The organism is Neisseria sp. P0004.S004 (genome assembly GCF_051963335.1).
Classification (GTDB): Bacteria; Pseudomonadota; Gammaproteobacteria; order Burkholderiales; family Neisseriaceae; genus Neisseria.
The window spans coordinates 1-22,310 of record NZ_JBQCUK010000010.1 but is presented as its reverse complement, the minus strand read 5'-3'; the positions used below and the strand labels follow the sequence as shown (position 1 = coordinate 22,310).

The following is a 22,310-nucleotide window of genomic DNA, read 5'->3' as shown; positions in this document are numbered from 1 at the left end:
TAAAATATCAAGCTTCATTTTAAAAAATATTCGGATTCGTTACCGATTTTGACCGACGGAAGATTTATGGATTTTCGTTTTGACATCATTTATGAATACCGCTGGATGTTTTTTTACGGCGTGTTGACGACGCTGGGACTGACGGTGGTTGCAACGGCAGGCGGCTCGGTTTTGGGTTTGCTGCTGGCATTGGCGCGTTTGATCAATCCGGAAAAAGCCGGTGCACCGATGCGTGCCTTGGCTTGGGTTTTGCGTAAGATTTCTTTTTGGTATGTGACGCTGTTTCGCGGTACGCCATTGTTTGTACAAATTGTGATTTGGGCTTATGTTTGGTTCCCATTTTTCGTTCACCCGGCAGACGGTGTGCTGATTAGCGGCGAAGCAGCTGTTGATCTGCGCCGTTCTTATGGTGCGCTGATTGCCGGCTCTTTGGCTTTGGTTGCGAACTCGGGTGCGTATATTTGTGAAATTTTCCGTGCCGGTATTCAATCAATTGATAAAGGCCAAATGGAAGCTGCACGTTCTTTGGGTCTGACCTATACTCAGGCGATGCGTTATGTGATTTTGCCACAAGCTTTGCGCCGTATGTTGCCGCCACTGGCCAGTGAATTTATTACTTTGTTGAAAGACAGCTCATTGTTGTCCGTCATCGGTGTGGCTGAGTTGGCTTATGTACAAAGCACGATTACCGGCCGCTATTCTGTCTATGAGGAACCGCTTTATACGATTGCGCTGATTTATTTGGTGCTGACAAGCTTTTTGGGTTGGGTATTCCTGCGATTGGAAAGCCGTTACAATCCGCAACACCGCTAATCGGTTTGAATCAAAAAAGGAAGACTTGAAAAAGTCTTCCTTTTTTATTTGCCGTCAATGTTTCAGACGGCCTTGAATCAGAATGCTTCGCCGACTTTGACACCGCCTGCGATGTCTTTAGGCGTTGCCAGTTTGGCAGTTGCTTGTTGGGCGGCTTGGAATGCTTCAGTTGCCATGATGTCGGCAGCTTCCTGGATGGTCAATGTATTGGCCATGTATTGCCAACGTGCGGCCAAATCGGCGTTTGCCGGTGCGTGGAAACCGTCTCGCAATTCATCTACCAAGTCCGGACGGTTGCACACCAGTACAATATCGCAGCCTGCTTCAAAAGAAAGTCGGGCGCGTTCTTTAATACCGCCGACACCGCATGCGCCTTCCATGGTCAGGTCGTCTGAAAAGATAACGCCGTTAAATCCGATTTCCTGGCGCAGGATTTGTTTCAGCCATTTTTCGGAGAAGCCGGCAGGTTGGCTGTCGATTTGCGGGTACACGACGTGGGCAGGCATGACTGCGGCCATGCCTGCCTGGCTCAGTGCGCGGAAGGGGATAAGGTCGGCAGCTTCGAGCGCTTCGCGGCTGCGTTCGTCGCAAGGCAGGACATGATGGCTGTCGCCTTCGACAAAGCCGTGGCCGGGGAAGTGTTTACCGCAAGATTTCATGCCGCCTTTGTTCAGGCCTTTTTGCAGGGCAAGGGCAAGCTGGGTCACGATGTTGGCGTCGCGGTGGAAACTGCGGTTGCCGATAACGGCACATTGACCCCAGTCCAAATCCAATACAGGTGTGAAGGATAGGTCGATACCGCAGGCGGAGAGTTCAGTCGCCAAAACCCAGCCGACTTGTTCTGCTTGGGCGCAGGCGGCTTCTTGGCCTTCGTTATCCCAAATTTCACCCAATACGTTCATGGCCGGCAGGCGGGTGAAGCCGTCAATAAAACGTTGAACCCGTCCGCCTTCGTGGTCGACGGCGATGATGAGTTCAGGGGTGCGGACGGCTTTGATTTCTTGAACCAAAGCTTTGAGCTGGGAGACGTTTTCAAAGTTGCGGCGGAACAAAATAACGCCACCGACGGCGGGGTCGAGCAGGCGTTGTTTTTCTTCTTCGGTCAGATGGTAGGCGGCGACGTCGGCCATGACGGGGCCGCGTGGAAGATGGGGCGTATTCATTGTTTTGTCCTGAATAATGGATATATGGGTAATTGCAATATTCAGACGGCCTGAGCGTGTCGGAATATCTCAGGCCGTCTGAATATTGGTTTTGAATTAGGCAGTTGCTTTGTTCTTGTCTTTTAAGATGAAAATCAACACAACCATCACGATACCGGTTACCACAAAACCTAAAGGCGCAGAGCCGGTCATGCCTAAAATCAGGTAGCCGATAGCGGCAGAGGCAGCAACGGTCAGTGCGTAAGGGAATTGCGAGGTAACGTGGTCGATGTGATTGCAGTGTGCGCCGGTAGAAGAGAGGATGGTGGTGTCGGAAATCGGCGAGCAGTGGTCGCCAAATACGGCACCGGCCATGACGGCGGACATGCAGGGGATAATCAGCGCTGGTTCGACTTTGACGGCCATGGCGGCGGCAATCGGCAACATGATGCCGAATGTGCCCCAGCTTGTACCGGTAGCGAAGGCCATCACGCCTGCGAGCAGAAATAAAATCACGGGCAGGAAGCCTGCATGGATATTGCCTGCTACCAAGGTGGAGAGGTATTCGCCGGTGTGCATTTCGCTGACAACGGTGCTGATAATCCATGCCAAAATCAAGATGATAATGGCACCGCGCATAGAGATGATGCCCTGCCAAACGGCTTTGGGGTAATCACTGGTTTTGATGGTGCCGATGGTGCAGAGAATGACGGCCAATACGCCGCAAGTGCCGCCGAACACGAGGGAAGTGTTCACATCGGTATTTTCAAATGCGCTGAGCAAAGAGAAGGTTTCAGAAGCTTGTGCGCCAGTGTAAATCATGGCGGAAACCGTGGCGGCGATCAGTACCAAAACCGGTACAATCAGCGCGAATACGCGGCCGTTAGGATGGCCGGTGTCAACGGTTTCATCATGAATTTCGTTTAAAGCGGCGCGTTCCAAACGAGCCATTGAGCCGATATCAAAAGAGAACCAGGCCACGACAAACACCATAATCAATGCGAAGACGGCATAGTAATTCATCAGGCTCATGGCCACGAATGCGCCCATCGGTGTGTAGCCTGTGATGTTGTACGTTACCAAAAGGCCGGCCAAAGTAGCAATAATCGATGCGCCCCAGCTGGATACCGGCATCAAAACGCACATCGGTGCGGCAGTGGAGTCCAGGATGTAAGCCAGTTTGGCACGGGAAACTTTGAATTTGTCGGTTACAGGACGGGCAATTGCGCCGACGGCAAGACTGTGGAAATAGTCATCAATAAAGGTAACGAATACCAGGCAGGCAGTCAGCAGCTTCGCGCCGCGACGGCCTTTGATGTGCTGTTTCGCCCAATCGGCAAATGCTTGGTTACTGCCGGAATGTGTCAGCAGGGAAGTGAAAATCCCCAAAAGCACCAAGAAAAGCAGGATTTTGGGTTTGCCCAAAGACCAATCTCCGTCCGCCCAAGTCAGGCTGACGGCCATGTCTTTCAAGTGAACCAAGGCATCAAGCGGATTACCGCCTACCAGCAGGAATGAGCCGACGATAATGCCGACACCCAGGGACAGCAATACACGGCGCGTAGCAATGGCCAGGGCGAGCGCGATGGCTGCCGGAACAATGGATAAAATAGAATTCGAATAATTAATAAGTTGCATAATTATATTGTATATAAGCGGTGAAATATTTTCAGACGGCCTAGATTTGGAAAGCGGATAACAAAATACCCACCGCCTCTGACTGATGGGTATTTTATCATTTAACGCATCATCATGCCGTCTGAAAATCTTGCTATTGCAGATTGAGTGCAAGGAACAAGGTGTTGCCGTCGCGTTGCACCAGAAGCGGTACGTTTTTGCCTGCGCTTTCCAAGGCGCTGCGGAAGGTGGATTCGTCATTGACGCTGATTTGGCTGACGGCAATGATTTCGTCGCCGCGTTTGAGGCCGGCACGTTCGGCCGCACCGCTAACGCGCAGAACGATCAAGCGTTGTTTGCCGTCTGCGTTTTCAACCTGCAAAGTCAGGCCTGCGTTTTCAACGGCAAAGCCGTCATGACCGCCTTCGTGTTGCGGCTGTTCGGTTTCTTTGGCCGATGTTTCCGTTTGTTCGGCTGCGCTGCCAAGTTTGACTTTGACATCGGTTTGTTTGCCGCCGCGCCAAATGCTCAAAGTAACTTCTTTACCCGGCATCATCGAGCCGACCATGACCGGTAAATCGCTGGAAGCGCGGACTTCTTCTCCGTTTACGCTGCGGACAATATCGCCGACTTGCAAACCGGCTTGCTGTGCTGCGCTGTTCGGCATGATTTTGGCAATCAACGCGCCGCTTGCTTTGTCCAAACCGAAAGATTTGGCCAAATCGTAAGAAACTTCTTGGATAACCACGCCCAATTGACCGCGTTGGACTTTGCCGTTGGCTTTCAATTGATCGGCCACATTCATGGCAACATCAATCGGAATGGCAAACGAAATACCCATGAAACCGCCGCTGCGGCTGTAGATTTGCGAGTTGATGCCGACTACTTGGCCGCGGAGGTTGAATAACGGGCCGCCTGAATTGCCGGGGTTGATGGCAACGTCGGTTTGGATGAACGGCGTGTAGTTTTCATTCGGCAGGCTGCGGCCTTTGGCGGAGACGATGCCTGAAGTTACGCTGTTGTCAAAGCCGAAAGGCGCACCAATGGCGGCTACCCATTCGCCCGGTTTCAAATCTTTCGGATTGCCGATTTTGACAACCGGCAAGTCTTCTTGCGGCTCGATTTTTAAGAGGGCAACATCGGATTGGGCATCTGAGCCGACCAGTTTGGCCGTGTATTCGCGTTTGTCGTTGAGCAGGACTTTGATATTGCCCATGCCGGCAACCACGTGGGTATTGGTCAGGATATAGCCGTCTTTGCTGATGATGAAGCCGGAACCGAAATTCAAATCGTCGCTTTCGGTATCTTCTTGCGGCATGTCGGGCATATTGGGAACAAGGCGTTTGAAGAACTCGTAAAACGGATCGTTGTCGGGAAATTGGCTCAAGTCCATGCTGTGGTCGTCATCCGGTGTCGCAGTGCGTTTTGCCGGTGTCGCTTGAATATTGACGACTGCTTGTCCTTCGTTTTGGACCAGTTGGGCGAAGTCGGGCAGCAACATACCGACTTTTCCGTCATCGGTATTGGTTTCTATGCGTTGGACGAGTTCTTTGTTTTCGTCTTTGCCAAAAAAGGTGCTGACTTTGTCGCAACCTGAAAGAAGAGAAGCTGAGAGGACAGCGAGGGCCAGATATGTGTTTGTTTTAATATGCACGAAAGTTCCTTTTGCCGGTGCCTATCGTATTGTCGGCATGCGTTTGAATCGGCAGGCAGTTTTATTGTTTGAATGCTGTTTAAATGTATAAGATAGGATTTTTACACTTTAACGGTTTTTTTTCAAGCATTTCATTTTAAATGAAAAAAATGATGATTGAAATTTGTTGCTTTGAGGCCGTCTGAAAACTTTGGCATAGAACCTGTTGTCTCGCTTCTTTCAGACGGCCTTTAAATTACGGTCAGTCGTGTTGGTCCAAGTGGTAGATCTGCGCCACGGCATCGATTAATTCGCTGTTGTCCGAGCCGGCTTTGTTGAGTGTGCGTGTCGGAGAGTGGAGCAGTTTGTTGGTCAACTGAATGGAGAGGCGTTCGAGGACATCCTCGGCCGATACGCCTTTTGCCAGTTGTTTCATGGCATTTTCCAGCACTTGGCGGCGTGCGCGTTCGCCTTCGTCGCGCAAGGCGCGGATAAGCGGAACGCTTTGACGGTTTTTCTGCTGGCGGATAAATTCGCTGACCTTTTCTTCCACCATGCTTTCAGCCGCCGCCGCTGCCTTTTTGCGCGCGTCTTTACCGCTTTGGACAATATCCATCATGTCGTCCACGGTATAGAGATATGCATCTTCCAATTCGCTGACTTCGGCTTCAATGTCGCGCGGAACGGCCAAATCCAGCAGGAAAACGGGCATGTTGTGGCGTTTTTTCAATGCACGTTCGACCATGCCTTTGCCGACGAGGGGGAGTTGGCTGGCGGTGGAAGAAACAACCACGTCGTAATCGTGAAGAATATAGGGCAATTCATTCAGCAGGCAGGCTTCGGCGTTGACGCTGAGTTTGTCGCACAATTCCTGCGCACGCTGGTGTGTACGGTTGGCAACGGTGATGAGCTTGGGATTTTTGGCGGCAAAATAAGTGGCCACCAGCTCAATCATTTCGCCTGCGCCGATAAAGAGGACGTTAAGGTCGGAAATGGAAGGGAAGATTTGCTCTGCCATTTTGACCGATGCGGAAGCCATAGAGACGGAGTTTTCGCCGACAGCGGTATCGGTGCGCACTTCTTTGGCAACGGCAAAGGTTTTTTGAAACAGGGCGTTTAAGTGGGTATTGATGCTTTCTTGTTCTTGCGCAACGCGGACGGCATCTTTGATTTGACCGAGAATTTGCGGTTCGCCCAGGACCATGGAATCCAAGCCGCAGGCGACGCGGAAGGCGTGGCGGACGGTTTCGTTGTTGTCCAGGGTGTAGAGGTAGGGGCGGATTTCTTCGACAGGCAGATTGTGATATTTTGCCAACCAGTTGATGATTTTTTCGGATTCGCCGACGCAGTAAAGCTCGGTGCGGTTGCAGGTAGAAAGAATGACTGCTTCTTCCGCCGCCTCGCTGCGCGCGAGGTTGGACACGGCATCCGGCAGATTTGCAGCAGCAAATGCCAGTTTTTCGCGTATGCTCAAGGGCGCGGTTTGGTGGTTGAGTCCGACGACGGTAAGTTGCATGGTTATGGTATGACCGGGTAGTGTGTGTGGTGGCTATTATAGCTTAAGTGGGCTTTAAAATGAATGTGTTGGGGGGATAAGATACGATGAGGTTTGTCATCGAAAAGGCCGTCTGAAAAGATTCAGACGGCCTTTTTATCAAGAAAGGCTTAAACGGCTTCTGCTTCTTCTGCCAAGAAACCGCGCAGTTTTTGCATGGCTTTGGCTTCGATTTGGCGGATGCGTTCGGCAGATACGCCGTATTCGGCAGCCAATTCGTGCAGGGTTAAACCGCCATCGTCTTGCAACCAGCGGCTTTCAACGATACGGCGGCTGCGGTCGTCCAGTTGCGCCAAGGCGTTTTGCAGACCTTCGGTTTGCAGGGCGTAGTGGGCTTGTTTGGACAATTGACGGCTGGGCTCTGCATCGTGGTCTGCCAACCAGTCGATAGGGGCGAAGTTGTCCTCGTCATCGTTGTTTTCTGCCATGATGCCGATGTCGTGGCCGGTCATGCGTTGTTCCATTTCCAAGACTTCGGACAATTTGACGCCCAAATCGTCGGCGATTTCTTGCGCTTCTTTTGGAGACAAGGCATTCAGGTTTTTACGCATGCTGCGCAGATTGAAGAACAGTTTGCGTTGCGGTTTGGTTGTGGCCACGCGGACCAAACGCCAGTTGCGCAAAATGAATTCGTGGATTTCGGCTTTAATCCAATGCACGGCAAACGAAAACAGGCGTGCGCCGCGGCTTGGTTCGTAGCGTTTGACGGCTTTCATCAAGCCGATATTGCCTTCTTGAATCAGGTCGGCTTGGTTGAGGCCGTAGCCGTCGTAACCGCGTGCAATGGATACGACGACACGAAGATGGGACAGAATAAGTTGTTTGGCGGCGTTGAGGTCGCCTTTTTGTTGACGTTCGGCCAGTTGTGTTTCTTCTTCGGCAGTCAGCATGGGAATGCTGTTGACAGTATGAATGTATTGCTCGAGGCTACCGTTGCCGCTGTGGATAACGGGTAATGCAAAAGCTTTATTCATAAAAGGATGCTCTCCTTGATTGGGCCGTCTGAAAACGGCTTTTTGTTTATTGTGTGACAAGCAGTATAACACTGCCTGTGGTTTGTTTTGTTATGGGTTGGATTTTTTCTGTAAATTAACGATAGATTCAATAGTTTTTACTGCTTGAATCGCAAGGGTTGATTGTCTTAAAAAATTTGAGTGATTTGCTAGGTTTTGGGTAAGTATATTACAAACATTTCTGTATGTAAATAGTTTTACCAATAAAAAAGACCTTGTGTAACAAGGTCTTAAAATTTTATTCAGACTTTTTTCTGCCGATTAGGATAAGGAATACGCTGATGGCGGCCAAAATACTGATAAGCCAGGTTGAGCCACCTGCTTTCATGTAAGGCGTTTCACCAATGTAGCCTTTGACGTGGCCTTCGAGGACGGTTTCTGTATCCGGCTGGGCTTCGGCAACAATCGTGCCTTTAGGGGAAATAATGGCGGTTGCGCCGGTATTGGTGGCGCGAACCATGTAGCGGCCCAGTTCCATTGCACGCGCTTGGGATTGTTGAAGCTGCTGATACATGGCATTGGATTTGCCGTACCACGCCATATTGCTGATGTTTGCGAGCAGGGTGGAGCGTTTCGCCGTTGCAATGAGTTCGTCGCCGAAGCCGTCCTCATAGCAGATATTGAAGGCGACTTTTTGATCCTTCATCACCAAAGGCGCTTGGTTGTCACCGCCTTTTTGAAAGTCGGCCAAAGGCATATCCATCATTTTATAGAGGCGCTCGGTAATGGCGGGCAAGGGCTTGTATTCGCCAAATGGAACGAGGTGGTTCTTGGCGTAGTAGGGAATGACATCGGAAGTGCTGTTGTGATATTCGCTCAAATTGATGACGGCATTTTCGTAGCCGTTGCCGTCGGGCGTATATTGGCTGATGCCGATGGCCAATGCGCTGCCGTTGCTTTGCGCCTGTTCAGCGAATTGTTCCAAGATGCCTTCGGGCAGGTCTTGGCGCATCAGCGGCAGGGCGGTTTCAGGCAGGATGACGATGTCGGCACTGGTTTTGCTGATTTGTTCGTAGTATTTCTGAATGGTCGGAATGATTTGCTCTTCTTTCCATTTCAGATTTTGTTCGATATTGCCTTGAATCAGGGCGACGGTGCTGGTGCTGCCGTCAGGGCGGGTGTATTCGGTTTGTTGGGAAATGTAGCCGACGGAGCAGAGCGCAACGATAAGGAATAAGGGCAGAAGGCGGTGTTTCAGACGGCCGTGGTTGTCAATCAGCAACACCAGCCATGCGCTGAGGAAAGCGGTTGCCAGCGTAACCATATGAATGCCGCCCAACGGCGCGAAGCCTGCCAACGGGCTGTCTTTGATGATTTGGGAATAGCCGATGGCGCCCCAGCCGAATCCGGTCAGGAAGCGTTCGCGGGCAAATTCTGCCAGCGTCCACAAAATCGGCAGCAGGAGGCCGGTTTTGGCCCAGCGCGCCAGATTGCATTTTCTCCACACCCAAAAACAGATAGCCGGATAAAGCGCAAGAAATGCCGGCAGCAGGAAGGTGAGGGGGATGGCGTATGAATCCGGCAGACCCGAAACATCATGCAGGGCAGTGTGTATCCAATAAAACTGCGCCGTATAACCGATTAATCCAAACAGATAGGCAGTCATGACGGCAAAGCGCGGACGCAATTCAATCAGGCGTATCAGCGCGCCAAACAACAGCGGCATCAGCCAGAAATGATAATACGGGGCGAAAGTGAACGGCGTCGCGGCGGCAATCAAGATGACCAGCGGCCAGTACAGCAGCGGGTGTTGCCAGTATTGTTCGAGTTTACGGAAAATATTCATGCTTTAAATGGTATTGAGGCCGTCTGAAAAGTTTTCAGACGGCAGGGAAACAAAATCAGTCTTTTTGAAACAATTTCATTGCAGGCAGGACGATTGCGCAAGCCAATGCACCGGCGGCTACTCCGACCACCAGATTGGCGATATGTTCCATCATGCCGCTGTCCCAATGTTGCGCGTGGAGGAAGTCGTGCAAAAAACCAAGGTTGTGGGCGATCAGTCCGCCGCCGACCAAGAACATCGCCAGCGTGCCGACAATGCTCAAGCCGCGCATAAACCAAGGCATAAATGAAATCAAACCGCGTCCGATGCCTTGTACGGCGGCGCTTTTTTGGCGCATCAGCATCATGCCGAGGTCGTCAAGTTTGACGATAATGCCGACCAAACCATAGACCAATGCAGTCATGCCGACACCGATGGCGGCCATAACCAAAGAACGCGTCATCAGGTCATATTTTTCAACAACGCCCAGCGCGATAATGATAATTTCGGCGGAGAGGATGAAATCTGTGCGGACCGCGCCTTTCACTTTTGTTTTTTCGTCTGTGACTTCAGGTTCGGCATCGTGTCCGTCTTCGTGTTCATTGCGGTGCAGAAATTTGTGCAACAGTTTTTCCACGCCTTCAAAACACAAATAAACACCGCCGATCATCAGCAAGGGCGTAATCAGTGCAGGTACGAAAGCGGAAAGCAACAGCGCAAGCGGCACCAGAATCAGCTTGTTGACCAGAGAGCCTTTTGCCACCGCCCAAATAATCGGCAATTCGCGCTCGGCAGATACGCCGGTTACCTGATTGGCGTTGAGCGCCAAATCGTCGCCGACCACGCCGGCGGTTTTTTTGGCGGCGACTTTGGTCATCATCGCTACATCGTCCAAAACGGCGGTAATGTCGTCCAAAAGCGTAAAGAGAGAGGCGAAGGCCATAATGTTGTCCGGATAAAATCAAATAAACGCGCGATTATATATGAAAATTCAGTTGCTTGAATGGTTTCAGACGGCCTTTGACGGAAATTAACCAAAGGCCGTCTGAAAATGCTATTTCGGTGTATAACGTCCCGCCATGGCTTTGTACACCATATTTTCGTATTTTAAAGCTTCATAGCGTTGGTTCAGCAGGTTTTGCGCCGAGCTGTATTCCGTATTCAAAGCCTCCAGCCAGTCTTTCAGTTCGTTTTTACCGTGTTGGTAGCGGACTTGATAGTAATGGCTGTTTTTCTTGTCCAACTGGTAACGCTGTTCCTGATTGGCAAGGCCGGCCTGCGCGTTTTTGTAGGCAAGGTAGTTGGTGTTGACTTCGTTGAGCGCTGTGGTCAGGGCTTTTTCAAAATTCAGCTTGGCGCTGTCCATCTCCGCTTGTACGGTTTTGTCTTTCCATTTCATGGTCTGCCAATTAAGGAAAGGCAGATTGATGGTGGCCGAGCCGCCCAACATGGGGATATTGAACGTACTTTTTGCTTTGTCGGACGACGTACTCAAACTTGCGCCCAAAGTAATCGACGGATACCAACTGCGTTTTTGCGCGTTGACCGATTGTTGCGACGCTTGCAGGCGGTATTCGGCGGCGCGCAGATCGGGGCGGTTGGCCAAAACGGTAATCGGTACGTCCAAGTTCACGCCTTTGACAGGCAGCAGGTGAAATTGTGCCGGATCGGCGGCCATGTTTTCAGATGGCCTTAAATTCAACAAATTACGCAAAACCTGTTTTTGCGTATCCAAATTGTTTTGCAAAGACAACAGGCTGTTTTCGGCACTCAGCAATGACTGTTTGGCTTGGGTCGGCTGGCTTGAGTCAGCCCGGCCGTAGCGGAACTTGGCATTCGCAATGCGGTTGATTTCCTGATATTGCTTCAACGATTTTTGCGCCAACTCGATGGCTTCGTTCAGGTAGGCGATATTGAAATACGCATCGGCGACATTATTGATCAAAGTCAGGCGTGTGTTAGCCATGTCTTCATGCGTGGCTTGGTATTCCCATACCTGTGCATCGGCAGTGGCACTGAGTTTACGCCACAAATCCAATTCGTAGCTCAAACCAAGCTGGCTGCTGAAGGTATTGCCATGGCTGCCGGTTTTCAGGTTTTTAGAAGCATTCGCGCCCAACGAACCGCTGAACGAAGGCACCAAATCTGCACCCAAAATATTGGCTTGGTACAAAGCCTTGTTGACGCTGATGGCCGCCTGTTTCAAATCGATATTGTTCGTCAGCGCCTGCTCCATCAGCGCGCTGAGCTGCTGGCTTTGGTAGATTTCCCACCAGTTGCCGTTTACATCGTAGCGTTCGGCAGTTTCCGCCGCGCTCATAACTTGGCCGGTTGCTTCCAGTGTCAGGTTCGGATTGGCTTTAGGCGCGGCGCACGCACTTAGGGCAAGGGCAACAGCCAATGATAAGGCTACTTGGGAAAAAGGTTTCGTCTTCATAAAAATCTTTCGGGTAACGGCATTTCAGACGGCCCCAAGATAATAGGCCGTCTGAAACATAATCAATCCTGAGCCAATGCATCAATCGGGTTGAGCTTGGAAGCCTTGTTGGCAGGCATAAAGCCGAATGCGACGCCGATGGCGGTGGAGCAGACAACTGCGCCGATGACGGAAGCCATGGAAATGCTCATCGGGAAATCGGTAACAAAATAGTTGAACACCAGGCTGATGCTTGCGGACAACAATACGCCCGAAAGGCCGCCGATGATACAGATTAAGACGGCTTCAATCAGAAACTGCTGCAAAATATTGTTGCGGCGTGCGCCGATTGCCATGCGGACGCCGATTTCTTTGGTGCGCTCGGTAACGGAGACCAGCATGATGTTCATCACGCCGATACCGCCGACCACCAAAGAGATGACCGCGATGGAAGAAATCAGCAGTGTCATGGTGCCGGTCGTACTTTCAACCATTTCTTTGATGCTGTCGCTGTTGTTCATAAAGAAGTCTTCTGTACCGTGGCGTGCTTTCAGTAGCTCGGTCAGGCTTTTTTCGGCAACTTGAGTGTTGGCATCGTCTTTGATTTTGACAACGATGGAGTTGGTATGGCTTTCGCCGGTAATTTGGTGCATAACCGTTGTATAAGGCGACCAAAGCATCAGTGAGTCGGAATTGCCGAATGAGTTGTCATCCTTTTTCATAATGCCGATGACGGTTAGCGGGCGTTTTTTGAAAAGGATGGTTTTGCCTAAAGGATTGACGCCTTCGCCAAAGAGTTTGGTTTTGGTGTTTTGGTCGATGACGACGACTTGGGCATCGTTTTTTACATCGTCATCATCAAACAGACGGCCTTCTTCCAATTTCAAACCGCGCACGTCGAAATATTGTTCGCCTACGCCGTAAAGCGAGGCGGTCAGGTCGGTGTTGCGGTAGGTTAAGGTGCCGCCGGAGTTGGTTTGAGGGGTGGCAGAGGCGACGTAGCTTTGTTGGCTGATGGCTTTTGCGTCATTAATCGTCAGTGTCTTGATTCGTCCGCTACGGCGGTCGCCAAAACCACGGCCGGGGAAGATGCTGATGGTGTTTGTGCCCATCGAGTTGATGTCTTCCAGGATTTTTTGTTGCGAGCCATTACCCAAGGCCACCACCGATACCACTGAAGCGATACCGATAATAATCCCCAGCATGGTCAGCAACGAACGCATTTTGTGCGCCATAATCGCCTGTACCGACATTTTGAATGCTTCCATAAATTGATCGTAATAAAACGACCAGGAAGTTTTTTCTTTAATCCGCTCCACTTTGCTGGGCGGAATGTCGGGATTTTTAGAAGTGTCCGAAATAATCTGACCGTCGCGGATTTCGATGACGCGGTTCGCATTTGCCGCAATGCCCGGATCGTGGGTGACCATAATCACGGTATGCCCGTCTTCGTGCAACTTATGGATGATTTCCATCACATTTTTACCGCTGGCAGTATCCAATGCGCCGGTCGGTTCGTCGGCAAAGATGATTTCGCCGCCGTTCATCAACGCGCGGGCAATCGAAACGCGCTGTTGCTGACCGCCGGAAAGCTCGCTGGGTTTGTTGCCTTCTTTATTTTGCAAACCCAAATCGCCCAATAATTTTTCCGCACGTTCCGCGCGCTCTTTGCTGTCCATGCCCATATACACGGCAGGCAGGGCGACGTTGTCCCGGGCGGTCAGCGAGCTTAACAGGTTGTAACGCTGGAAAATAAAGCCGAAACGCTCACGGCGTAAAGCCGCCAGCTCATCCGGCTGCATTTGCGATGTTTCGATGCCGTCGATTTGATAAGAGCCGGAAGTGGCGGTATCCAGACAGCCCAAGATATTCATCAGCGTCGATTTGCCCGAGCCGGATTGGCCGATAATCGCCACAAAGTCGCCTTTTTCAATAGAAAGGCTGACATCTTTCAATACATGCACACGGTTTTCACCGCTACCGAAAAAACGGTTGATATTCTTACATTCGATTAAACTCATAATCTTTCCGGGCGAAAAATAGACATACAGAAACCAAGGCCGTCTGAAACACAGCCAAATCTTTCAGACGGCCTTAATCAATCAGCGGGGAGGGCCGCCGCCCATCATCGCGCGTTCGCTGCTCTTATTCTTTTCGTCTGCGCTCATTTCAGAAACGATTACTTTTTCGCCTTCTTTCAAGCCACTTTTGATTTCGGTATTCATGCTGTCTTTCAAACCGACGGTTACTTCGCGTTCTACCGTTTTATTGTCTGCGCCCAAAATGCTGACATAGGATTTGCCGTTATGTTTTTTTACAGTCAGCGTCGGTACCAGTAAGACATTTTTCACGCCGTTGATTTCAATCGTGTTTTGAGTGGTCATGCCGATGGAAAGTTTGCCGTCGGAATTTGGCACCAAGGCGCGGGCATAGTAGTAAATCGCATTGGAAGTCGTATCCGTGCTGCTGGTGTAGCTGCCCAAAGACATGGTGGTCAGGCCGGGGTCGACGCTGTCCAATTTCGCTTTAATCGGGGTGTCTGGCTCGGACAAAATGGTGAACGAAATATCCTGACCTGCTTTGACTTTCGTAATATCGCCTTCGGCAATCTGCATTTTGTTTAACATGGTTTCCAGATTGGCCAGCTGGATAATGGTCGGCGTAGATTGCGCCGCATTGACGGATTGGCCTTCTTCAACAGGAATGGCGACCACGGTTCCGTCCATGGTGGCGGTAATCCGCGTGTGTCCCAATTCGGATTCGGCCGTATTGATGGAGATTTTGGATTGTTTGATGGAGGCCTTCAGTTCGGCGACATTGGCTTTGGCTGCGGCTAAAGAGTCTTGTGCAGATTCCAAATCTTCTTTGGAAGTGGCTTGTTCTTTCCATAAGGCAAGTTCGCGCTTATATTTTTTCTCCGCACTGGAAAGCGCAATTTCGGCAGAAACCAATTTTGCCTGATAAGTTTCCAGTTTGGATTTTTCGGTATTCAACGTGTTGAGCTGATTGGTTGAGTCGATTTCTGCAATCAAATCGCCTTTTTTCACTTGTTGGCCCAGTTTCACATACAGTTTTTTAATCTGGCCTGAAGCTTCTGCGCCTACGGATACCAAATTGGAAGGCGAGATTTCGCCGGTTGCCGATACGGTTTGACGGATATCGCCGCGTTTGACCACTTCCGTAATAAAAGAAGACTGAGGCTCAGGCTTCATCAAAGACCAGCCGCCGAAAGCCGCTGCTACTACAACAGCCGTACCGGCCGCCCACTTGAAAACTTTAGACATATAAAAGGAACCAATTCAATAAAATAACGTCGCAGACAAGCGACAAATGTATTGATAGAAACAAAAAAACAACTGGATTTTACTGTAAAGACTAAGGCCGACCAAGAGACGGTCGGTTTAAATTGAAGTTTAACTTATTGAAATAAAAAATAAAAGGATGAAAATATTTTTCAGAACTTGTACCTCGTTTACATAAATTCCCAAACTTCCTCCGAATCTGAACATTTAAACCGCAAGAAAACGACTATAATATTCATGTCTTATTCCAATTATTAACGACACAAATAAAATGAAACACCAACAAGGCTTCACGCTTATCGAGCTGCTGATAGTCGTTGTGATTGCAGCCATTCTCGCTACCATCGCCTATCCGTCTTATCAAAACTACATCCGCCAAACGCGCCTTGCCGCCGTCCGCACACAGATGCTTCATAACGCCCAACAACTCGAACGCTACTATACTCAAAAAAGTACTTTTGTAGGGTTTCCTACCGAAAATTTGCAGCAGAATCAATATTTCAATATTAGTTTTTCCGAAGGTACGGCTTCTATGCCTAATCCTTCCGATTCAGGTTATATTTTGAAGGCTGTGCCCAATAAAGAAACCAATGCCGATGAAACTTGTACCGTTTATTACAACGACAGCGGTATCATCTGGGCAAACAGCGATAAACAAAACTGCCCCGGTTATGAAATACCAAAATCGGAATAAATCGAAATATAAAAGGCCGTCTGAATTTCAGACGGCCTTTTGGATGGTTTGGCTGTATAAGCACATTAGCTTATACAGGGCAAAGATTGGTAATCCTGACCCAATGTGAAGTCAATCTTAGCCTTTGCGGCGCGGTTCGTCAGGGCGGATGCGGGAAGCCAGTTGGTCGAGGATGCCGTTGACGAATTTATGGCCGTCGGTGCCGCCGAAAGTTTTGGTAACTTCGATGGCTTCGTTGATGATGACAGGATAGGGGGTTTCAGGCATGGTGCTCAGCTCATGGCAGGCAACCAGCAAAACGGCGCGTTCGATAGGACTGAGGTCTTTCTCGTCGCGGTCAAGCAGGGGGCTGATTTTTTCCATGTATTCTTCGGCATGGGTTTGTGCGCCGAAAAACAGTTTGTTGAACAGCTCTTCATCCATATTGGATGCTTGAGACAGTTCGCGGATGTTTTTGGCGATTTCGGGAGCGGCAGTTTTGTTGATGCCTGCTTGATAAATGGCTTGTACGGCAAGCTCGCGTGCGCGGCGGCGTGGGCTTTTCATGGGTATTCCTTGTGAAGAGGGTGCCGAGGGTTGTCGGCTGAATATTGAATGATTCAGACGGCCTCAATGTCATGATTGGGAGGCCGTCTGAAAATATGCTGTATTCAATACGGGGAGAAGTTTATTCTTCGTCGTCTTCGTATTGTTCTGACAAAAGATGATTGACCAAGTTGGCACATTCTACGGCAACTTTGGCGGCATCGGAGGCTTTTTCTTCGATGCGGGCAACGGCTTGTTCGTCGTTTTCAGTTGTCAGGATGGCGTTGGCAATCGGGATGTTGTAGTCAAGGGCAACGCGGCTGACACCTGCGCCGGACTCATTAGATACCAATTCAAAGTGGTAGGTTTCGCCACGAATCACAACGCCGATGGCGATCAGGGCATCGAATTGTTCGGATGAAGCGAGGTTCATCAGCGCGATAGGCACTTCAAGCGCGCCGGGGACGGTGGCAAGCGTGATGTTGTCTTCGGCTACGCCCAATTCTTTTAAGGTGCGGCAACAAACTTTGACCATTTCGCTGCCGATTTCGTTGGTGAAGCGGGCCTGAACGATGCCGATGCGCAAGTTGGTACCGTCGAGGCGAGGTTCGATAATGTTCATGATGATTCCTTCAATATTGGTGAAATAGGGATTCGGCTCGGTCTCAGACGGCCTTGTTATAAAGAAGGCCGTCTGAAACGAAATGGGGATGGATTATTCTTGCGGCTGCCAATCGGCAACGGCTTGGAACTCGCCGTCTTCGTTCAGTTCCCACGCGCTGCCTTCTGCCTGAGTCAGCAGAGGCGCGATGTCGGGATTGTCTGCAGTAATGGCGGAGAGGCTGACAATACTGAAGTTGTCGGGATTGTCGGTGTATTCGTCGGTTTCGTCGCCGCTGAAAATACGCCAGCCGCTGTCATTTTCAAATACGGGGGCTTCGCGGTAGAGGAAGCCGACGGGTTCGCCTTGTTCGGCGACGGTGTTGGTAACAATGCAGCGGTCGAGCGCTGCGGCCAATGCTTGGGCAAATTTGTTCATGGAGTTGACAAAGAGATGATTTGGCATGATTTTACACGATTCGCCGCTTTTCCGCACGGATGTGTGCAGGGGCGGTTTGATGGTACAATGTCGGCAAGTGCCGTCAGGTTTGAACATGACGGCTTTTGATTGTTTATCGGCTTGAGGGACGCAAGAAACAATGAGCCAAAATAAAAAAGTTGCCGGTGTAGCCTTTTTATTTTGTTTCACTGCGGATGAGGCGTATTTTCGGGCTGTTTTTTGAAAGTATGGAATGAAACCTGATTTGTTCAAACAGCAGGCGCATCGAGCGATTCAAAAGCGTCTGGGCTATGAGTTCCGCAATATGGAGCTGCTTCAGCAGGCTTTGACCCACCGCAGCTACAATGCCAAACACAATGAGCGTTTTGAATTTGTCGGCGATTCGATTTTGAACTATTCCGTGGCGCGGATGTTGTTTGACGCGTTTCCGAAATTGTCGGAAGGCGAGTTGTCGCGGATGCGCGCGGCTTTGGTAAATGAAGGCGTATTGGCTGAAATCGCGTTGGAAATGAATGTTGGCGACGGTTTGTATTTGGGTGCCGGCGAGTTGAAGAGCGGCGGTTTCAGACGGCCTTCGATTTTGGCCGATGCGATGGAGGCGATGTTTGCGGCGGTCAGCTTTGACGCTGATTTTTCTGCGGCGGAAAAAGTAGTTCGCCATTTGTTTGCGGAACGCGTAAAACGCGCGGATTTGAATATCGGCAAAAAAGACAGTAAAACCGCTTTGCAGGAAGCCTTGCAGGCACGCCGCTTTGCCCTGCCAAAATATCGAATTGAAGAGCAGGCGGAGCAGACGGCCGATGCGATGTTTGTGATTTCCTGCGATTTGGGCGAACTTGGTTTCATCTGCAATGCACGCGGCAGCAGTCGGAAAGTAGCCGAGCAAAAAGCGGCATGTGAAGCCCTAGAATGGTTGGAACAGAAGTTTCCTTTGAAAAAATCTAAAAAATAATATTTCAGACGGCCTTTGAGAAAATGCAAAGGCCGTCTGAAACAATCAAGAAAGTCATATATAAATGGATATCGAAACCTTTTTGCAAAACGAGTCGCAACACCCGACAGATTATCGTTGCGGCTTTGTGGCCATCGTGGGGCGTCCGAATGTCGGCAAATCCACGCTGATGAACCATTTAATCGGTCAGAAAATCAGTATTACCAGTAAAAAAGCACAAACCACGCGCAACCGTGTAACCGGTATTTACACCGACGACACGGCGCAATTTGTGTTTGTCGATACCCCGGGTTTCCAAACCAATCACCGCAATGCTTTGAATGACCGTCTTAATCAAAACGTCACCGAAGCATTGAGCGGCGTGGACGTGGTGGTTTTTGTGGTGGAAGCCATGCGCTTTACCGATGCCGACCGCGTGGTGTTGAAACAGTTGCCTAAGCATACGCCCGTGGTATTGGTGGTCAATAAAATCGATAAAGATAAAGCCAAAGACAAATTTGCACTTGAGGCGTTTATCAATGAAGTGCGCCAAGAGTTTGAGTTTGCCGCCAGCGAGGCAGTCAGCGCGAAACATGGTCTGCGTATTGCCAATCTGCTGGAGCTGCTCAAGCCGTATCTGCCGGAAAGTATCCCGATGTATCCGGAAGATATGGTGACGGACAAATCAAGCCGATTCCTGGCGATGGAAATTGTGCGCGAAAAATTGTTCCGCTATTTGGGCGAAGAGCTGCCGTATGCGATGAATGTTGAAGTGGAGCAGTTTGAGGAAGAGGAAAGCGGACTGTTCCGCATTTATATCGCGGTGTTGGTTGATAAAGACAGCCAAAAGGCGATTTTGATTGGCAAGGGTGGGGAGAAATTGAAGAAAATTTCTACTGAAGCACGCCTTGATATGGAGAAATTGTTTGATACCAAAGTCTTCTTGAAGATTTGGGTGAAAGTGAAATCCGGTTGGGCAGACGATATTCGTTTCCTGCGCGAATTGGGACTGTAATGTGTGTTTGAACAAAGGCCGTCTGAAAAATTTTCAGACGGCCTTCTGTTTGATTAAGACAACAATTCAGCCAAGCGTTTGACGATTTCATCTGCGGCTTGGCGTTTGGATATTTCCGGAAAGGAGGTTTCAGCAAGGTCATCAATAATGGTGATTTGATTGGTTGGCTTACCCATGGAAACGGAAACTTGGTTGGCCACCAGCATCGGTACGTTTTTGCGCAAACGTTTTGCCCGTGCAAATTCCAAAACCTGATGGCTTTCCGCTGCAAAGCCGACGCAGAATGGTGGGGAAGGCAGGGCGGCTACGGATGCGAGAATATCCGGATTTTCTGTCAGCTCGATAACCGGAGGCTGATTGCCGTTTTTCTTCAGTTTCTCGTTGCTGCTGTTTTTGACTTTATAGTCTGCAACGGCTGCAACGGAAATAAAGACATCTTGCGCATGGATGTGGCGGTGGACTGCCTGATACATGGCTTCTGCGCTGACAGCCTGTTCAGAATGAGCCAAGCCTGCTGGCAAGGCCGTCTGAATTTGACCGTAAATCAGTGTGACTTCCGCTCCGGCAGCACGGCACACACGCGCTAAAGCCATACCCATTTGTCCGCTGGAAATATTGGTAATACCGCGGACAGGATCGATGGCTTCAAACGTTGCGCCGGCTGTAATCAGAACTTTTTTGCCGCTCAGTAGCTTGGGTGTCCATAAATCTTCTAGCAAATCTGCCAGATCGACTGCTTCAACCATTCTGCCTGTGCCTGTTTCTCCGCAAGCCTGTTCGCCACTGTTTGGGTAAAACACGGTAATGCCGTCTGAAGCCAGTTGTGCAATATTGCGCAGGTTGGCAGGGTTGTTCCACATTTCGACATTCATTGCAGGCGCAACGGCCAAAGGACATTTTCTGGCTGCGGCCAAAGTAGTCAGCAGGTTGTCGGCCAATCCGTTGGCAATTTTGGCAATCGTATTGGTAGTTGCAGGCGCAATAAGAAATGCGTCGGCTTCGCGCGTCAGATTGATGTGCGCCATGCCATTATTGGAAGCGCCTGAATAGGTATCCGATAACACGGGATTGCCGCTTAATGCTTGGAAAGTCAGCGGAGAGACAAATTCCGTCGCAGAATTCGTCATCACCACTGAAACAGAATGTCCTTGCTTTTTCAGCAGTCTGACCAGTTCACACGATTTATACGCCGCAATACCGCCGGTAATGCCGAGGAGAATGTGTTTGCTCATGATATTGGATGTTTAGTTAAGCTATTGTTTGAAATCAAATTCTCTCGATATTGATTTTTGCCAATCCTGCTTTAATGGCATTACCGTATCTTCTGGGTAAGGAAGCTGAGACAATTCCGTTTTTTACTTCAGTTACGTAACTGCATACCTTAAATTCAGGAACAATATTAAGCGAGTAATCCCGATTGACTAAAGGGGATACACGCGAATATAAAGTCCATCTCGCCAAGCTGTTATCTTCATAATCGGTTGTCGCATTGAAGCTGGTTGCACCTTCGCAGAAAGCAATTTGATAATCTGGGTTGAATTCTCCGGGGATGTCATGCGGATTACGGAAGTTGAACAGTCGGTCATGTGCAAAGAGATTTTGGCGTATATAGGCCCACAATTCTTTTTCTAAGAAATCCTGATCCGCGAAATGCCTTGAAGAATAGCCGCTATCAATAAAGTTTTGAATTCTTTCCCGCATATTAGGGACGGCACCGGCCTTAGCCCCCCACATGCCTGCAAGAATTAAAGCAGTATGCGAGCCCGAATCGCGTATGGTGTGGAATAGGGCGCCACTTTTTATCCATTCCGAAACAGAAGCTGCATCTCGATAACAAATAATAGAATCAGCATCGCGAAATATCACATATTCAGCTTCAGGATCATTTATCGCAAGAAAACGCCACATCGTTCCGGGCCAGTTGCGCAGTTGGGGATCAATATGGATAACCTCCGCACCATTGGCCTTAAACCGTTGGAGGGCTTCGGCCGGAACAGAATCATCAACATAGAAACGGCATGTCCAGCCAGGGAAAAGAACAGGAGCAAGCTGGGTATTTAAGACGGCAGGTTCAATATATTTGGAACTATTACCAAATAAAGAAAACGAGATAATCCGTTTTCCATCTTTTGGCGCCGATGCAGGAATAATTTCATGCTGAAGGTCAGGTATGGCTTTATCTTTCAAGACCAAAGCCTGATGGCCATAAAATCCGGTTCTTTCCCAATTTTCCAAACCGCCGTATGCATGTGCAAGTAAATCCAAAGCAGGGATATAGGCGCAATCCAGCTCCAATGTTTTCATTTCGGCCTCAATGGCTTTTTCCCAATTCAATTGCTTTAGATAGACATAAGCAACTTTGTGATGAAATTCGACAGATTGTGGATTGAGAAGGCAAAGAATCTCCGCACGTTTAAGCGCTTCCTCGTAATTTTCCTCTTCGATAAAAGAGTGATATGCCTGTTCAAATTTTTGTTGGATTTGTTGGTTGCTCATAATAGGACAATTTTAAATTTATGATTGTTTTATTGAAGAAAGTGTAGATTGTAAGAGTAGATAGGACCAAAGCGCCAGCAATATAAAGAGAGATAGCATCTGAATGTAGCAAATAAGAGCAAAGTTGTAGGGCTATTATCTTTGAAGATTCTGTACACCTAGTGAATATATAAAATTTGATAAATTTAAAATTATTTAAATACAGACAGTTGCAGAAATTCTGCAATTTTTTTGAAATTGGGTGTTGACTGGTTTTGTTGGAAGGCGTATAGTTCGGTTCTTCGCTGCTGATGCGGTGAAGAAAACGAAGCAGACAGTATAACACAGTTGGTT

The 22,310-nt window shown here is 49.4% G+C and carries 19 protein-coding genes; 4 read left to right on the top strand and 15 right to left on the bottom strand.

The window, feature by feature from the left end; all coding sequences use genetic code 11:
* The first annotated feature begins 66 nt into the window (after positions 1-66).
* Positions 67-813 (top strand): amino acid ABC transporter permease, encoded by a 747-nt coding sequence (locus ACTHRY_RS09345; protein WP_049322801.1) that lies wholly within the window; start codon positions 67-69, stop codon positions 811-813.
* Positions 814-890: 77 nt separating this feature from the next.
* On the opposite strand, the gene nagZ is transcribed toward ACTHRY_RS09345, so the two are convergent.
* From nagZ to ACTHRY_RS09295, 10 genes are all read right to left on the bottom strand, one after another.
* Complete coding sequence (gene nagZ, locus ACTHRY_RS09340) at positions 891-1,976, bottom strand: beta-N-acetylhexosaminidase (protein WP_036493220.1); 1,086 nt, start codon at positions 1,974-1,976, stop codon at positions 891-893.
* Positions 1,977-2,072: 96 nt separating this feature from the next.
* Positions 2,073-3,593 carry a Na+/H+ antiporter NhaC family protein gene (locus ACTHRY_RS09335; RefSeq protein ID WP_049359165.1) on the bottom strand — a complete coding sequence of 507 codons (1,521 nt, stop codon included), beginning with the start codon at positions 3,591-3,593 and terminating at the stop codon, positions 2,073-2,075.
* 133 nt (positions 3,594-3,726) lie between these two features.
* Positions 3,727-5,226, bottom strand: a complete 1,500-nt coding sequence (locus ACTHRY_RS09330; RefSeq protein WP_049359163.1) for a DegQ family serine endoprotease — start codon at positions 5,224-5,226, stop codon at positions 3,727-3,729.
* A 241-nt stretch (positions 5,227-5,467) separates the two neighbouring features.
* On the bottom strand, positions 5,468-6,721 hold the full coding sequence (gene hemA, locus ACTHRY_RS09325) for a glutamyl-tRNA reductase (protein ID WP_049322803.1): 1,254 nt from the start codon (positions 6,719-6,721) through the stop codon (positions 5,468-5,470).
* 149 nt (positions 6,722-6,870) lie between these two features.
* Positions 6,871-7,734 carry an RNA polymerase sigma factor RpoH gene (rpoH, locus tag ACTHRY_RS09320; protein WP_004519690.1) on the bottom strand — a complete coding sequence of 288 codons (864 nt, stop codon included), beginning with the start codon at positions 7,732-7,734 and terminating at the stop codon, positions 6,871-6,873.
* A 277-nt stretch (positions 7,735-8,011) separates the two neighbouring features.
* Complete coding sequence (lnt, locus tag ACTHRY_RS09315; protein WP_049322804.1) at positions 8,012-9,559, bottom strand: apolipoprotein N-acyltransferase; 1,548 nt, start codon at positions 9,557-9,559, stop codon at positions 8,012-8,014.
* 55 nt (positions 9,560-9,614) lie between these two features.
* Positions 9,615-10,481 carry a DUF808 domain-containing protein gene (locus ACTHRY_RS09310; RefSeq protein WP_049322805.1) on the bottom strand — a complete coding sequence of 289 codons (867 nt, stop codon included), beginning with the start codon at positions 10,479-10,481 and terminating at the stop codon, positions 9,615-9,617.
* A 111-nt stretch (positions 10,482-10,592) separates the two neighbouring features.
* The gene (locus ACTHRY_RS09305; RefSeq protein ID WP_049322806.1) at positions 10,593-11,975 is read right to left on the bottom strand and encodes a TolC family protein; all 1,383 of its coding nucleotides are present in this window, start codon (positions 11,973-11,975) and stop codon (positions 10,593-10,595) included.
* Positions 11,976-12,037: 62 nt separating this feature from the next.
* Positions 12,038-13,975, bottom strand: a complete 1,938-nt coding sequence (locus tag ACTHRY_RS09300) for a MacB family efflux pump subunit (RefSeq protein ID WP_049322807.1) — start codon at positions 13,973-13,975, stop codon at positions 12,038-12,040.
* A gap of 81 nt (positions 13,976-14,056) precedes the next feature.
* Positions 14,057-15,238 (bottom strand): efflux RND transporter periplasmic adaptor subunit, encoded by a 1,182-nt coding sequence (locus ACTHRY_RS09295; protein ID WP_440374205.1) that lies wholly within the window; start codon positions 15,236-15,238, stop codon positions 14,057-14,059.
* A 289-nt stretch (positions 15,239-15,527) separates the two neighbouring features.
* Between ACTHRY_RS09295 and ACTHRY_RS09290 the strand changes: the two genes are divergently transcribed.
* Complete coding sequence (locus ACTHRY_RS09290; protein WP_049322809.1) at positions 15,528-15,950, top strand: type IV pilin protein; 423 nt, start codon at positions 15,528-15,530, stop codon at positions 15,948-15,950.
* Positions 15,951-16,067: 117 nt separating this feature from the next.
* Here ACTHRY_RS09290 and nusB read toward each other — a convergent pair whose 3' ends face one another.
* The 3 genes from nusB to ACTHRY_RS09275 form a co-directional block, all read right to left on the bottom strand.
* Positions 16,068-16,496, bottom strand: coding sequence for a transcription antitermination factor NusB (nusB, locus tag ACTHRY_RS09285; protein WP_049322810.1), 429 nt, complete (start codon positions 16,494-16,496; stop codon positions 16,068-16,070).
* Between the two features lie 121 nt (positions 16,497-16,617).
* Complete coding sequence (gene ribH / locus ACTHRY_RS09280; RefSeq protein WP_003748562.1) at positions 16,618-17,097, bottom strand: 6,7-dimethyl-8-ribityllumazine synthase; 480 nt, start codon at positions 17,095-17,097, stop codon at positions 16,618-16,620.
* 93 nt (positions 17,098-17,190) lie between these two features.
* Complete coding sequence (locus ACTHRY_RS09275; protein WP_003748560.1) at positions 17,191-17,514, bottom strand: DUF2185 domain-containing protein; 324 nt, start codon at positions 17,512-17,514, stop codon at positions 17,191-17,193.
* Between the two features lie 253 nt (positions 17,515-17,767).
* On the opposite strand from ACTHRY_RS09275, the gene rnc reads away from it, so the two are divergent.
* Positions 17,768-18,487 carry a ribonuclease III gene (rnc, locus tag ACTHRY_RS09270; RefSeq protein ID WP_049322811.1) on the top strand — a complete coding sequence of 240 codons (720 nt, stop codon included), beginning with the start codon at positions 17,768-17,770 and terminating at the stop codon, positions 18,485-18,487.
* A 64-nt stretch (positions 18,488-18,551) separates the two neighbouring features.
* Positions 18,552-19,481 (top strand): GTPase Era, encoded by a 930-nt coding sequence (era, locus tag ACTHRY_RS09265; RefSeq protein WP_036493257.1) that lies wholly within the window; start codon positions 18,552-18,554, stop codon positions 19,479-19,481.
* A gap of 53 nt (positions 19,482-19,534) precedes the next feature.
* Here the strand turns inward: era and coaBC are convergent, their stop codons facing one another.
* Both coaBC and ACTHRY_RS09255 read right to left on the bottom strand, forming a co-directional pair.
* The gene (coaBC, locus tag ACTHRY_RS09260; RefSeq protein ID WP_049322812.1) at positions 19,535-20,713 is read right to left on the bottom strand and encodes a bifunctional phosphopantothenoylcysteine decarboxylase/phosphopantothenate--cysteine ligase CoaBC; all 1,179 of its coding nucleotides are present in this window, start codon (positions 20,711-20,713) and stop codon (positions 19,535-19,537) included.
* A gap of 34 nt (positions 20,714-20,747) precedes the next feature.
* Positions 20,748-21,977 carry a hypothetical protein gene (locus tag ACTHRY_RS09255; RefSeq protein WP_049322813.1) on the bottom strand — a complete coding sequence of 410 codons (1,230 nt, stop codon included), beginning with the start codon at positions 21,975-21,977 and terminating at the stop codon, positions 20,748-20,750.
* Between the last annotated feature and the right edge of the window lie 333 nt (positions 21,978-22,310).

What these genes read in the sequence shown, in the direction of transcription:
- ACTHRY_RS09345 (WP_049322801.1), top strand. Translation starts at nt 67, where the DNA reads ATGGATTTTCGTTTTGACATCATTTATGAATACCGCTGGATGTTTTTT.
- hemA (WP_049322803.1), bottom strand. Translation starts at nt 6,721, where the DNA reads ATGCAACTTACCGTCGTCGGACTCAACCACCAAACCGCGCCCTTGAGC.
- ACTHRY_RS09300 (WP_049322807.1), bottom strand. Translation starts at nt 13,975, where the DNA reads ATGAGTTTAATCGAATGTAAGAATATCAACCGTTTTTTCGGTAGCGGT.
- ACTHRY_RS09335 (WP_049359165.1), bottom strand. Translation starts at nt 3,593, where the DNA reads ATGCAACTTATTAATTATTCGAATTCTATTTTATCCATTGTTCCGGCA.
- ACTHRY_RS09290 (WP_049322809.1), top strand. Translation starts at nt 15,528, where the DNA reads ATGAAACACCAACAAGGCTTCACGCTTATCGAGCTGCTGATAGTCGTT.
- rnc (WP_049322811.1), top strand. Translation starts at nt 17,768, where the DNA reads ATGAAACCTGATTTGTTCAAACAGCAGGCGCATCGAGCGATTCAAAAG.
- ACTHRY_RS09295 (WP_440374205.1), bottom strand. Translation starts at nt 15,238, where the DNA reads ATGTCTAAAGTTTTCAAGTGGGCGGCCGGTACGGCTGTTGTAGTAGCA.
- lnt (WP_049322804.1), bottom strand. Translation starts at nt 9,559, where the DNA reads ATGAATATTTTCCGTAAACTCGAACAATACTGGCAACACCCGCTGCTG.
- ACTHRY_RS09275 (WP_003748560.1), bottom strand. Translation starts at nt 17,514, where the DNA reads ATGAACAAATTTGCCCAAGCATTGGCCGCAGCGCTCGACCGCTGCATT.
- nusB (WP_049322810.1), bottom strand. Translation starts at nt 16,496, where the DNA reads ATGAAAAGCCCACGCCGCCGCGCACGCGAGCTTGCCGTACAAGCCATT.
- ACTHRY_RS09305 (WP_049322806.1), bottom strand. Translation starts at nt 11,975, where the DNA reads ATGAAGACGAAACCTTTTTCCCAAGTAGCCTTATCATTGGCTGTTGCC.
- coaBC (WP_049322812.1), bottom strand. Translation starts at nt 20,713, where the DNA reads ATGAGCAAACACATTCTCCTCGGCATTACCGGCGGTATTGCGGCGTAT.
- ACTHRY_RS09310 (WP_049322805.1), bottom strand. Translation starts at nt 10,481, where the DNA reads ATGGCCTTCGCCTCTCTCTTTACGCTTTTGGACGACATTACCGCCGTT.
- era (WP_036493257.1), top strand. Translation starts at nt 18,552, where the DNA reads ATGGATATCGAAACCTTTTTGCAAAACGAGTCGCAACACCCGACAGAT.
- ACTHRY_RS09255 (WP_049322813.1), bottom strand. Translation starts at nt 21,977, where the DNA reads ATGAGCAACCAACAAATCCAACAAAAATTTGAACAGGCATATCACTCT.
- nagZ (WP_036493220.1), bottom strand. Translation starts at nt 1,976, where the DNA reads ATGAATACGCCCCATCTTCCACGCGGCCCCGTCATGGCCGACGTCGCC.
- rpoH (WP_004519690.1), bottom strand. Translation starts at nt 7,734, where the DNA reads ATGAATAAAGCTTTTGCATTACCCGTTATCCACAGCGGCAACGGTAGC.
- ribH (WP_003748562.1), bottom strand. Translation starts at nt 17,097, where the DNA reads ATGAACATTATCGAACCTCGCCTCGACGGTACCAACTTGCGCATCGGC.